Below are 12,558 nucleotides of genomic sequence, written 5' to 3'. Positions count from 1 at the left end.
GATATCTACCCCATTACTTCACTTAATTTTTTTATGACTTCCCTTAATTTTTGACAGAAAAAATCAATTTCTTCCTTGGTTGTCTCATAAGACATACTAACACGCAGGCCAGAAATTGCAATATCTCGGCTTTTACCACATGCAATCAGAACAGCACTTTCATCCGCACTCTTCGAAGAACATGCAGACTTTGTAGAAATAAATATATCAAATTCCTCTAAAGCATGAATGACTACTTCCGGTTTCAGTCCACGCACCGAAAAATTTACTATATGAGGTGCGCTGTTTGTTTTTGGTGTATTAATTACGACTTTATTCAACGTGTGCAATTGTTCCATTAATTCAACCTTTAAAGAAGTTAAATGTTTATATAGCTCGGATTGATTCTCTTTCGCTACACGCATCGCCTTTACTAATGAAACGATTCCGGCAACATTCTCCGTACCTGAGCGAATTCTTCTTTCCTGACCACCACCATGTGCTAATGAAAATAATTTCACATGATGCTTTACATAAAGAACTCCAGTACCCTTTAATCCATGAATCTTATGACCAGATATTGTACACAAATCGATATGACTCTCTTGCATATTTAAAGGTACTTTTCCGTATCCTTGCACATGATCAACATGAAAAAATGCTTTCGGATAGTTTTGCACCACTTCGCCTATTTCCTTGATCGGTTGGATCGTGCCTATTTCATTATTCACATGCATGACAGAAACCAACATCGTATCTTCTCTTATTTCTTTCTTTAAACTATCTATATCAATTAAACCTGATTGATCCACATCTAAATATGTTACTTCAAAACCTAATGCTTCTAATCCTTGGCAAGTTTCCAAAACAGATGGATGTTCAATAGATGAGGTAATGATATGTTTTCCTCTGTTCTGATGTTCCAGCGCAATACCTTTAATTGCCAGGTTATTACCCTCTGTACCTCCCGATGTAAAGATAATTTCATTAGCGTTTACATCAAGCAAAGATGCAGCTTGTTCTCTCGATTTACGTAATAAACGCTCCGCATCCATTCCAATACCATGAATCGATGATGCATTACCAAAGTACTGAGTAGATGCTTTAGTAAAGCTATCTAATACTTGTGGATTTGGTTTTGTCGTAGCACTGTTATCTAAATAAATCATCCTTAACCCCTCTTTTTTTCGATTAACATTGGCATATCTTATCATATTTTACCGATCGTGCAAATAAGTTATGCCTGAGAAAAATTCTCTGCTATCAATAGAAAAGATATCCCTATCTCAAAACAGGAATATCTTCTCTACTTTACTATTCATACTCAATATCTAACGCTGCCATCAATTCATCAATCGAAACTGTATTGTTATCACTTAAATTATGCGTGAGATTTGCTAAAGACTCTTCGGTTTGCTCAGGTTCTTCAGGCTCAGAATTATCTTTGCTTGAGTCTTTGTTTTGCGTTAAAAATCCATTCGGTTCGGGTGTTCTCTTCGACCTAAATATAAAATTTGCCTGTTTGTGATCAGTTTTATGGTGAACGATCGCATGTTGATCGGCGTATATGTAGGTTTTTTGCCCGAGATCCAAGTAAAAAAACAGAACAATTCCCCAGACCGTAACTGTCACAACTGACAATGCTATTATTAACCATTTCATGCTGTCTTCCCGCCTTTATTTTACCTAATTCGCCATTTGTTGAAATGCTTTATCCATTTCTTCAATTTTTGCCATAGCATTTGGATCAACTTCTTCCAATGCTGTAACAGCTGTTTCTAACGCATTTTCGTATTTATAATCTCTAAATAGTTTCTCAGCTTCAGATAACTGAGCTGATAATAATGGGTGACCACTCCGATATCGATTTCCATATTGAATGGCAAGTTCTACTAAACGTGCTTGATCCAGCAATAAATTCGTTTGTTCCACAAAATTATTGACTGATTTAGTTGCTTCAGAAATACTATGCTGGACTTTTCCCATATCTAACGGGTGTTTTTGTAACTGTTTCAGAACGACTTCACATTTTTCTGTTGATTCTTCCAATGCATTGATAATAAAAGATGGAACTCCTGGTACATTACTTTTCTGTAGTTTTTTATCAGTAGAGATTAATTGTTGCTTTAATGCGTAAATTTTTTCTTTCGCTTCCATCTCATCTTTTCTTAAATCTTTAATTTGCAATTGGAAATCTTCTTGTGCTTTATCTAACTTATCAAGATCCTCTGAAAAAGTGTCGAGTTTATCTTTAATTTCCAAATGATTAGCTTTACGATCTTCATAATCTTTTTCAATTTGTTCAAATTGGTTTTCTGATTTATCAAGCCATTTTTCGATACTAAGAAATAACTCGAGATCTGCTTCTTCTAAATAGTATGTTTGTTGCAATTCTTTAATTTGATTAGACGTACTTTCAACCTGCTGTTGGATATCGATTAAATGTTGTCTTTCATTTGGAAATTGGCTTTCTACAATTGATTTAGATTTTGCTTCTTTTTCCAATAACTGAAACATTTCATTCAACCGATCTTCCATTTGTTCCAATGATTCTTCAATGGTATTTGTCTCGCCATTATCTAATTCTTTTATCGCATTTTTCAATAGGTTTTCATACTGCTTTAATTCCTTTTCAAATCCGAACTGCTGTACACGGTAACCTTCTTCCTCCATTTCAGCCATACCTCGAAGCAAGTCTTTCATCTGTTCTGGAATTACTTGCTTGCATTGACGATAAATACCCGGAAATGTACTGATTTTTTCTTCTATTATTACTATCTCGTCTTTTAACGACTCGATCAATTCTTGTGCTTCAATATAATTTCCTTCATCTGTTAACGTAGAGTACTCTGATAACCTTTTCTCCAACTTCGTTAATTCAGATTCAAAAACAATTTCCGCTCTTCCAAATTGCGTTCGATTATGTAAAAGATATTTCTTTAATTCTTTTATTCTCGGATCTAACTCCTTAATTTCTTGTCGAACATATTTCTCTGAGTTAAGTAAATGATCAAGTTCTTTATACATATCTTCAATATTGGATTCTATATCCTGCAACGCTGTTTCTACATGTTGCAAGTTCTTCCTGGCTGATTTAATTCGAAACTTATCTGCAGCTTCTTCCGCATCTAACAAGTATTCTTCCATATCAGGCAGATCTCTTGTAAGAATGATATCCCAGTTTTCTTTCCAGTTCTCAAATTTTTCTTGTGTTTCACCAGATAAATTCAATTGTTTTACTTTAGCTAATTCTGCCGTAACATTACGGTTCATAATATCCATCTTCCATGCTTCAAGTCGATCGACATTATCATAGACCTTTTTCCTAAAGATTAGTCCTATAATAAGTAATACGATAATAATAAGAATTCCACCGATCACGAATTCCAACATAATTAATCCTCCTTCAAAGCAACCGATAACTTGTATATGTATAGTTAAATTTCCTTATATTTTGAGACGACTTTATTGTTACTTGTTATGATACCATGTTTCTACACCTTTTTGCTAAAAATTTTACTATTTTTGAATATTTTTATCGAAATCTGTACTTTCCTATATGAAGCTTGATGATTTGTCACTTTAGAGAATGTATTGTATGATAATTAAAATTCATAAAGTTCAGATAATAATGAGGAGTGGATATATATGTTTGAAACACAAGATTATAAAGGTGCTAAAGAGAAAGATTATCCGATCGTAATTAAACAGTTGGACGCCCTTTTACATGATGAACCAGACCTGATTGCTAATTTATCTAATGCATCGGCATTATTAAACCAATTCTTAAATGATGTAAATTGGGTTGGTTTTTATATCTTGAAAGAAGATGAACTAGTATTAGGGCCATTCCAAGGATTACCGGCATGTGTCCGTATTAAAAGTGGCAAAGGTGTTTGTGGAACAGCTGTAGCTGAAAAGAAAACCCAACTTGTTGCAGATGTTCACCAATTCCCAGGCCATATTGCTTGTGATGCAGCAAGTCAATCAGAAATCGTTGTTCCTATTATGAAGAACGGTGAGGTTTTTGGTGTGTTGGATATCGATAGTCCTAGTAAAAACCGCTTCGATGAAATAGATCAAAAGCATTTAGAAAAATTCGTTCAAACGTTAGAAAAATATATTTAGAGCATCATATAAATGTTGACATTCCTTCTCTAGCATCATATAATGGACTTTGTGTAAAAAAGGTAGCCTATGTGAACCGCTGGCTGACCATTTTGTTCCTCAAACAAGAGGTGCATCGTGTAACTCTCTGCTACTAGGGCGAGGATGCATGAAAAACAAAATGGCTGTCGAGATAGGGACACACTGTCTTATTTTATGCAAAATTTATATATAAAGGAGAAGATGCACTATGGCTCGCTATACAGGTTCTGTATGGAAAAAGTCTCGTCGTCTTGGTATCTCATTAACAGGTACTGGTAAGGAGTTAGACAAACGTCCTTACGCACCAGGTCAACACGGACCTAATCAACGTCGTAAACTATCTGAATATGGTTTACAATTACAAGAAAAACAAAAGCTACGTTTCATGTACGGAGTGAACGAACGTCAATTCCGTAATCTATTTGATGCAGCTGGCGCAATGAAAGGTATCCACGGTGAGAATTTCATGATCCTTCTTGAATCTCGTCTAGATAACATTGTTTACCGTCTAGGTCTTGCACGTACTCGTCGTCAAGCTCGTCAATTAGTAAACCATGGTCACATTACTGTAGACGGAGGTCGCGTTGACATTCCTTCTTACCAAGTAAAACCTGGTCAAACAATTGGTGTACGTGAAAAATCTCAAAAGCTAGATATTATTGCTGATGCTATTGAGGCTAACACTTTCACACCTGAATTCGTGTCCTTCGACGCGGACAAATTAGAAGGTACTTTCACTCGCTTACCAGAGCGTTCTGAATTACCAGCAGAAATTAACGAAGCACTTATCGTTGAGTTCTACTCTCGTTAATAAGATTGCTTTGTATAACCGAGTATTTTATGTACTCATTAAAGCTCTCAGACCCTTTTTAAAGGATCTGAGAGCTTTTCTTTTATATAAAAAATTTAGTTCCTCCGTATTTTATTGTCTATACCCTTCCTGATAGAAGGCGAATTAACGGTTGACTTAAAGAAATAGTTTATTCATCTAAGCAACAACTAATAGATGCTTTTATAAAATAGGTTACTATTTACAATTGTATTACGCTTATCATATTCCCATTTATATCAGTCAAATCAAAGCGTTTCGGTTCTCCCTCTCTAAAATCTGATACAATTACATTTTTTTGCATTAGAATACGTCTTACTTTTTCTATGTCGTTAACAAGATAATTAAAAGGAGTGTATTTATTAATAGGTTGAAAAAAACTGAAATTTCGACAAGGTGAAATCCACAATTGGTGCTACAGCTAAACCACCCATTCTCTTATTTTTATATTGTAATTTAAAACCAAATATTTCCTGATACCAAACCAACGATTCTTTAAGATTTTTCACTGGAAGAAATACTGCATCAATCCGTTCTACAAATGACTTCTGTCCTTGTTCACTCATTTCCCCCACTCCTTTGAAAATAATTTCATCTTCATTATTAATTCTACTCAAATTCAAAAAATCCTCTTTTTGGAAGTTATTTTTTGAATATCTCCACTATACTATTAGTTAGATTAAGTGTAACCTTTCACAATCCAACTTTTATCGCTTTTAACGAACTATTCTACATACTTCCTTGATCAAAATATCAAGCATACGCCACATCTACTTAATTGCCGTATCGCCAATTAAACCACCACAATCGCAAACAGATGAATGATTTTGTCTTGTTAGCACCTTCTGCACATACATACGAACTCATTCTTTAAAATATACTTAAATCCCATTGCTTTGCTATATGACGGAGAAGTCTAATTCCTGCAATACTGTTACCTTGTTTGTCGAGCGCCGGACCATAGACCCCAATTCCACACCCTTCAATGAAAGGAAGATCCTCGTTCCTAGCTCTTGGAGGAGCAACGGCAACAATTCCACCAGAGACACCACTTTTGGCTGGAATTCCAACATACGCCGCAAATTTTCCAGAAGCATCATACATCCCACAAGTCAGCATCAATGCCTTTGCTAAACGAGCAACTTGTTTTGGAATAATTTCTCTCTCCGTTTTTAGATCCTTACCGTCATTTGCTAATATCGTACCTAAATGAGCCAAATCCTTAAGTGAAATTTCGATTGAACATTGTTTAAAATATGTTTCCAATGTCAGTTCTAGCTCTGATTCGAGATAGCCAGTTTCAACTAGATAATATCCAATAGCTCGATTTCGTATCGAGTTTTCACTTTCCGACTTAAATATGTCCATGTTTAATGAAAGACGGTATCCTAAAATATTTTCAAGCAACCGAAAAAGAGGCTCCAGTTTCTCATCAGATGTTTTTCCGGGCAATAGCGATGTTACGGTAATTGCGCCAGCATTCACAAATGGATTAAATGGCTTTTTGATCTGTTTCATTTCTAGGTGCATAATTGAATTAAAAGCCGCTCCAGTTGGCTCCACATCAACCCGATCCAGCACATAGGAAACTCCTCTTTCCATACATGCTGCAATAAAGGTAAACACTTTGGAAATACTCTGTATCGTAAAAGGTATATCAACATCACCAGACTCAATGGTAACACCGTTAATACCTGTAATAGTAATCCCTAAGTGACTTTTATTTGCTTGCTTTAAAAGTGGTATGTAGGAAGCAACTTCCCCTTCTTTCGTATGTTTACTATAAAATTTCACCCAATCATCCACATAATTTTGCAGCCACTCTTTTGTTAATTTTGTATTTTGATTAATAGCTCCTTGTACCAAAAAATCACCTCACCTGGAAGTAGTTTGTCCATTCGTAAAAGTTGCATGTAAAGAGAAAAGGGTAAAATTATTATACTCCCTGTCGGTTGCTCCATCGTATGACCCACACATAATTCTGTTAACTGTTTATAATACAGTAAAAATCTTATGATAAAGTGAAATTTCCATAAGTGGGAGTTTTACGATCAATTAGAAAGGCTGAAAAGCATGGTCATTTTGATAAGGAAGTTAAAAACTCCAAGCATCCAGTGTTTTTGCATATACCGAAAACAGGTGGAAAGACTTTATGGGACTTACTTGGAAGACAACAGGATACTATCCATGTTTGGCACAACAGATATTTTAAAGAGTATCAACAACCAATTCGCTTTTTCACGATTTTAAGGGACCCGGCTGACCGTGTCATTTCTACTTTTTATTTCTTAAGAAGTTATCAACGAAGCGCCTTATACCAATAAAATTAATAATATGACCCTTCAAGAATTTCTGGAATATATGCAAAATGAAAAAATAGAAAATATACCTTATAAGAATAACGATATTCGTAGTATTCGTTATAGAACGGTGAATCTCGCGACTCGTTATTTATCGGGGGAGACCCCGATGATTTAGAAAAAGCGAAAAAGAACATCACCAAGCATTTTGACTTAGTAGGGTTTACCGAGTTGTATCTTGAATCTTTATTTTTCATGAATAAAATGTACGGATGGAATTTATCATATTAACAGAAAAAATAAAACAAAAAACAGACCTAAGATAGATAACATTTCTCCAGACATCATCCAATCTATCGAACAAGTCAATCACCATGATAAAGAACTGTATGAATGGGCAAAGCAAAATTTCAATAAAAAGTTGAATTCACTTGATAAAAATACAAAAATAGAATTAAACAAATGGGTCAATCAATTTAATGTTAATTCATAATCCAAATTCTTTACCTACCTAATATTTCGTTTAATTAACATGTTCCATTGCCATTACAATAAAAAAAGCAGTCCGTCCTAAAGCACCATTTAAAGTTTGGTGCTTTAAAACCGAACTACTTTATCTACCTTAAAGTTGTTAAATTATTTCTCCTCATCCTGCACTCCCCACCAGGAAATGTTCTTTAAACCTTTTACATTCTTATAGTGGAAGTCAGGATCTTTTCCTTGTTTTTTCTGTTTAACATAGTCTTGTAGTACTTCCATGGAAACTTTACTTAACAGTAAGATTGCAATTAAGTTTACTACAGCCATCATTGCCATAAATAGATCTGCCATATCCCAAACTATCTGGATTGATGCAAGTGAACCGAACATGACCATGCCTAAAACGACCACACGATAGACATTAACCCATATTCCCTTCGGATTTAAGAAGCTGACATTCGTTTCACCATAATAATAGTTGCCAATTACAGAACTAAAAGCAAAGAAGAAGATCGTAATCGCTAAGAAAATCGATGCCCATTCACCGACATGTGCACTTAAGGCAACTTGTGTCAGCTGAATTCCATCTTCTGATGCTTGATAGAAATTATCATACAGAATGATAATAAAGGCTGTTAAACTGCAAATGACGATCGTATCAAAAAATACTGCCAACGATTGTACAAGTCCTTGCTTGACTGGGTGGTTGACCCCTGCAGTTGCAGCAGCATTCGGTGCACTACCCATACCACCTTCATTGGAAAAGAGACCACGGCGAATACCATACATCATTGCAGCACCGGCGCCACCACCGAAGACTTCTTCTAATCCGAGTGCATTTCTTATAATCAGCATAAATACATCCGGGATAGCGGTGATATTCGTGAATACAACGTAAAATCCAACAACCATATAGATTATTGCCATGATAGGTACAATTACTCCAGCAACCGAAGCAATACGTTTAATACCGCCAAAAATAATTAATCCTGCTAACACAACGAGAGCAATACCAGTCCACAATTTATCAATATTAAACGCTTGTTCCACTGCAGCTGAAATCGTATTTGCTTGAACCGCATTAAAAATAAAACCAAATGTAATGGTTATCAATATCGAGAATAAAATTCCCATCCATTTTTGTCCTAATGCTTTTTCCATATAATAAGCCGGTCCGCCTCTAAAACCATCTTTATCCGGTACTTTATAAACTTGAGCAAGCGTACTCTCGATAAAGGCAGTTGCCATTCCAATTATGGCGATTACCCACATCCAAAACACAGCACCAGGTCCACCTATTGCAACTGCTAAAGCCACTCCTGCTAGGTTTCCTGTCCCTACTCTCGATGCAATCGAAATACTAAATGCTTGGAATGCATTCGTACCTTTTTTACCGCTCTGCTCAACTGCTTCTTCAGAAATAACTTTAAACATATCCCCAAACAAGCGGAACTGAACAAATTTAGAGCGAAGGGTAAAGAATAAACCTGCACCTATTAATAAGTAAATTAGTACATAATCCCAAAGGATCAAATTACCCCATTCGATTATTTTGGAAGCAATAAATTCTACTTTATCCATGATGACCCACTCCTTTCGTATGAAAAACTTATACCCCAAAATCAATAATATAATACAACTTTTCTAAAAAAACAAGTAAATCCCTCATCCATTTTATGGTTGAGGGATATGTAATTACTTCGAAACAGCTTCTTCTTCCATCAATTGATTGGCCACAGACTCTGTAAATTCAATTGTAGTTTTTGGTACGACCGATTTTAAAATACTATTTATCATTGGCCCCATCATGCCACCTGCGGATATGGTTAGACAACCAGTGACATTCGTTTTTTTAGAAGCTATTTTCTCTGCTTGAAAATACCCGCTTCCTTCTAAATTTTCGCTAATTCCCTTCAACTCAAACCGAACACTCGTTGGCTCTACCCATTCTTTTATATTTACTTTTAGCCTTATCTTCTTCTGCATCCTGCCAACGTCACCTTTGAAATGCCATGTCGATTGGTGATCATTAATAATCTGATGGTCGATATATCCTGGTGCTAACGGAGCCCACCTGTTTATATCGCTGACAAAATCCCAAACCTTTTCAATCGGCAAATCTAATCGGACAAAATGTGTACCATTCGGCATTTAAATCCCTCCTTATCATTTCATATGTCAATATTTGAGTAATCATTCACATTTTTACATTGATTTTATGTAAAAAAGGAATACTCCACCCCTTCGTGTTATACACTACCAATAGCTTATCGCTAATCGGAGGATCCTACCATGTATAAAAAGCAAGAACGCTGGTTGATTATGTTAGCCTTTATTGTTGCCTTTGTTATCGGTTTGTCATTACTAGGGCGTATTCTTTCAGGATGAGAGGGAGAGACAATGGATTCTGCACAAGCTGTATTTTACAGTCGTTTATTAACCGAATTAACACTTTCGTTCCATATTATTTATGCAACAATTGGTGTAGGGATTCCTTTTCTAATCTTCCTAACACAGTGGCTTGGGATTAAGAAACAGGATGAGCACTACATTTTATTAGCCAGAAGGTGGACAAGAGGTTTCATTATTACGGTTGCTGTTGGAGTAGTTACAGGGACGGCAATTGGATTGCAGCTTAATTTGTTATGGCCAACCTTTATGGAGTTAGCGGGGAATGTAATCGCACTTCCATTATTTATGGAAACATTCGCCTTCTTCTTTGAGGCCATTTTTCTTGGCATTTATTTATATACTTGGGACAGGTTTCGTGATCAACGCAAGCATATGTTACTGTTACTCCCAGTAGCAATAGGAGCATCTTTTTCTGCGGTTTTTATTACTATGGTAAATGCCTTTATGAATGCACCGCAAGGATTTGAATTAATGAATGGCAATCTCATTAATGTTGAGCCGCTCGTCGCCATGTTTAATCCTGCCATGCCGACAAAAGTTGCTCATGTAATTGCGACAGCATATATGACTTCAGCATTTGTATTAGCTGCGATTGGTGCTTTTCGTCTCTTAACAGGGTCAAATCATGTTTATCACAAAAAAGCTCTTTTACTTACGATGAAAGTTGGACTAGTATTCTCGATTGCTTCTGCTGTAATTGGAGATTTTGCTGGTAAATACTTGGCAGAATATCAACCAGAAAAGCTTGCGGCAATGGAATGGCACTTTGAAACAGAAGAACAGGCATCACTGACATTGTTCGGAGTTTTAACCAATGGAGAAGAGATTAAATTTTCCATTGAAGTTCCTTATGCATTAAGTATTCTTGCTCATGGAAATCCGAATGCAGAGGTTATTGGATTAGACCAATTCGCTGAAGACGAAATCCCACCTCTCTACATCCATTATTTGTTTAACATAATGGTGATCATCGGCTTATTTGCAACCATGATCGCACTATTTTACCTTGTTGGTCATGCATTGAAAAAAAGCTTTATAAACAACAGGACCTTTCTATGGTTGATCGTAAGCACAGGTCCATTAACCATCATTGCTATTGAAGCTGGTTGGTGGTTAGCAGAAGTTGGCAGGCAACCATGGGTATTGCGTGGCATTTTACGTACAGAAAATGCCGCGACAACCAGTAACCATGTTGATTTAATGCTTTTGCTCTTTATTGGCTTATATGTAGTACTTGGATTAGCAAGTATTATTGTATTAACCCGAATGTTTCAAAACAATCCAGTAGAGCGAGAACTATTGGATCAACAAAGGAATGGAAGGTGAATTATGTGTCCTATGAAATCGTTGGAATTGTTGTGCTTTGGCTATTTTTATTTGGATATATAATCGTTGCCTCTATCGATTTTGGAGCGGGATTCTTTCATGCATACAGTGTCTTAACCAAAAAAAATCATATCATTAGTAAAATTGTACAACGTTACCTTTCACCAGTTTGGGAGGTCACCAATGTCTTTCTTGTCTTTTTCTTTGTCGGAATTGTAGGATTCTTTCCTAGTACTGCTTTTTATTATGGAACAGTATTATTAGTTCCTGCCAGTCTATCCCTAATTTTGTTAGCGATTCGAGGTGGTTATTATGCCTTCACTACTTATGGGAAATTAAGGAGTAATGTTTGGACTTACTTATATGGTTTTTCTGGCTTATTAATTCCAGCATCACTCTCGGTCGTATTAACCATCTCTGAAGGTGGTTTTATTGAAGAAAGTAATAATAAACTTTCTTTACAATATACTGCCTTGTTTTCAAGCCCTTTAACATGGAGTATCGTGATCTTAAGTTTAACTTCTGTTCTCTATATTTCTGCTGTTTTTTTAACCTGGTATGCCAAAAAAGCAAAAGATAAAGCGGCAACAGCTCTATTGCGGAAATATGCATTAATCTGGGCAGGACCTGCTATTATTACTGCTACTGGTATTATTGTTGAATTGAGAACACATAATCCAATTCATTATCAAAGAATGCTCGATCTATGGTGGATGTTTGCTCTTTCAGGAATATTGTTTATCACTGCAGTCTATTTAATTTGGCGACAAAAATCTTATGGTCTTGCTTTTTTCTTACTGACTGGACAATTTTTAGTTGCCTTTTATGCTTACGGATTCTCTCATTATCCCTACTTGCTGTATCCTTATTTGACGATAGAAGAAGGTTTTACCAGCGAGGGTATGGCTATTGCTTTAATTGTTGCCTTTATCGCAGGACTTTGCTTATTGCTGCCTTCTTTATGGCTATTATTACGGCTTTTCCTGTTCAATAAAGATTATGTAGAAGGAAAAATAAAGTAATGATTAGCGTGAATCCTTCTGCGTATTAAAGTGGGGGCATGATCATCGTAATAAACTAGGA

Annotated in this window: 12 protein-coding genes; 5 read left to right on the top strand and 7 right to left on the bottom strand. The window is 35.8% G+C overall.

Annotated elements, in window-relative coordinates:
* Positions 1-5: 5 nt before the first annotated feature.
* From ACTWP4_RS16965 to ezrA, 3 genes are all read right to left on the bottom strand, one after another.
* Positions 6-1,148, bottom strand: coding sequence for a cysteine desulfurase family protein (locus ACTWP4_RS16965; RefSeq protein WP_443129976.1), 1,143 nt, complete (start codon positions 1,146-1,148; stop codon positions 6-8).
* A gap of 145 nt (positions 1,149-1,293) precedes the next feature.
* A complete protein-coding gene (locus ACTWP4_RS16960; RefSeq protein ID WP_443129975.1) occupies positions 1,294-1,641 on the bottom strand; it encodes a hypothetical protein in 348 nt (115 codons plus the stop codon).
* A gap of 24 nt (positions 1,642-1,665) precedes the next feature.
* Positions 1,666-3,372, bottom strand: coding sequence for a septation ring formation regulator EzrA (gene ezrA / locus ACTWP4_RS16955; protein ID WP_443129974.1), 1,707 nt, complete (start codon positions 3,370-3,372; stop codon positions 1,666-1,668).
* Between the two features lie 255 nt (positions 3,373-3,627).
* Between ezrA and ACTWP4_RS16950 the strand changes: the two genes are divergently transcribed.
* Together ACTWP4_RS16950 and rpsD are read left to right on the top strand one after the other, a co-directional pair.
* The gene (locus tag ACTWP4_RS16950) at positions 3,628-4,107 is read left to right on the top strand and encodes a GAF domain-containing protein (protein ID WP_443129973.1); all 480 of its coding nucleotides are present in this window, start codon (positions 3,628-3,630) and stop codon (positions 4,105-4,107) included.
* Positions 4,108-4,336: 229 nt separating this feature from the next.
* A complete protein-coding gene (gene rpsD, locus ACTWP4_RS16945) occupies positions 4,337-4,939 on the top strand; it encodes a 30S ribosomal protein S4 (RefSeq protein ID WP_443129972.1) in 603 nt (200 codons plus the stop codon).
* Positions 4,940-5,319: 380 nt separating this feature from the next.
* Here rpsD and ACTWP4_RS16940 read toward each other — a convergent pair whose 3' ends face one another.
* Entirely contained in the window at positions 5,320-5,523 is a 204-nt protein-coding gene (locus ACTWP4_RS16940) for a VOC family protein (protein ID WP_443129971.1), read from the bottom strand.
* A 304-nt stretch (positions 5,524-5,827) separates the two neighbouring features.
* Positions 5,828-6,823, bottom strand: coding sequence for a glutaminase (locus tag ACTWP4_RS16935; RefSeq protein WP_443129970.1), 996 nt, complete (start codon positions 6,821-6,823; stop codon positions 5,828-5,830).
* A 170-nt stretch (positions 6,824-6,993) separates the two neighbouring features.
* Between ACTWP4_RS16935 and ACTWP4_RS16930 the strand changes: the two genes are divergently transcribed.
* Positions 6,994-7,281 carry a hypothetical protein gene (locus tag ACTWP4_RS16930; RefSeq protein ID WP_443129969.1) on the top strand — a complete coding sequence of 96 codons (288 nt, stop codon included), beginning with the start codon at positions 6,994-6,996 and terminating at the stop codon, positions 7,279-7,281.
* Positions 7,282-7,893: 612 nt separating this feature from the next.
* On the opposite strand, the gene ACTWP4_RS16925 is transcribed toward ACTWP4_RS16930, so the two are convergent.
* On the bottom strand, positions 7,894-9,318 hold the full coding sequence (locus ACTWP4_RS16925; protein ID WP_443129968.1) for an alanine/glycine:cation symporter family protein: 1,425 nt from the start codon (positions 9,316-9,318) through the stop codon (positions 7,894-7,896).
* 114 nt (positions 9,319-9,432) lie between these two features.
* Positions 9,433-9,888 carry a CoxG family protein gene (locus ACTWP4_RS16920; RefSeq protein ID WP_443129967.1) on the bottom strand — a complete coding sequence of 152 codons (456 nt, stop codon included), beginning with the start codon at positions 9,886-9,888 and terminating at the stop codon, positions 9,433-9,435.
* A gap of 249 nt (positions 9,889-10,137) precedes the next feature.
* On the opposite strand from ACTWP4_RS16920, the gene ACTWP4_RS16915 reads away from it, so the two are divergent.
* A complete protein-coding gene (locus tag ACTWP4_RS16915; protein WP_443129966.1) occupies positions 10,138-11,475 on the top strand; it encodes a cytochrome ubiquinol oxidase subunit I in 1,338 nt (445 codons plus the stop codon).
* Between the two features lie 5 nt (positions 11,476-11,480).
* Positions 11,481-12,497 carry a cytochrome d ubiquinol oxidase subunit II gene (locus tag ACTWP4_RS16910; RefSeq protein WP_443129965.1) on the top strand — a complete coding sequence of 339 codons (1,017 nt, stop codon included), beginning with the start codon at positions 11,481-11,483 and terminating at the stop codon, positions 12,495-12,497.
* The last annotated feature ends 61 nt before the right edge of the window (positions 12,498-12,558 follow it).

Source organism: Gracilibacillus sp. D59, assembly GCF_052246695.1.
In the GTDB taxonomy this organism is placed as follows: Bacteria; Bacillota; Bacilli; order Bacillales; family Amphibacillaceae; genus Gracilibacillus.
This window is presented reverse-complemented; position numbering and strand designations above follow the sequence as displayed.

What these genes read in the sequence shown, in the direction of transcription:
- ACTWP4_RS16965 (WP_443129976.1), bottom strand. Translation starts at nt 1,148, where the DNA reads ATGATTTATTTAGATAACAGTGCTACGACAAAACCAAATCCACAAGTA.
- ACTWP4_RS16960 (WP_443129975.1), bottom strand. Translation starts at nt 1,641, where the DNA reads ATGAAATGGTTAATAATAGCATTGTCAGTTGTGACAGTTACGGTCTGG.
- ezrA (WP_443129974.1), bottom strand. Translation starts at nt 3,372, where the DNA reads ATGTTGGAATTCGTGATCGGTGGAATTCTTATTATTATCGTATTACTT.
- ACTWP4_RS16950 (WP_443129973.1), top strand. Translation starts at nt 3,628, where the DNA reads ATGTTTGAAACACAAGATTATAAAGGTGCTAAAGAGAAAGATTATCCG.
- rpsD (WP_443129972.1), top strand. Translation starts at nt 4,337, where the DNA reads ATGGCTCGCTATACAGGTTCTGTATGGAAAAAGTCTCGTCGTCTTGGT.
- ACTWP4_RS16940 (WP_443129971.1), bottom strand. Translation starts at nt 5,523, where the DNA reads ATGAGTGAACAAGGACAGAAGTCATTTGTAGAACGGATTGATGCAGTA.
- ACTWP4_RS16925 (WP_443129968.1), bottom strand. Translation starts at nt 9,318, where the DNA reads ATGGATAAAGTAGAATTTATTGCTTCCAAAATAATCGAATGGGGTAAT.
- ACTWP4_RS16920 (WP_443129967.1), bottom strand. Translation starts at nt 9,888, where the DNA reads ATGCCGAATGGTACACATTTTGTCCGATTAGATTTGCCGATTGAAAAG.
- ACTWP4_RS16915 (WP_443129966.1), top strand. Translation starts at nt 10,138, where the DNA reads ATGGATTCTGCACAAGCTGTATTTTACAGTCGTTTATTAACCGAATTA.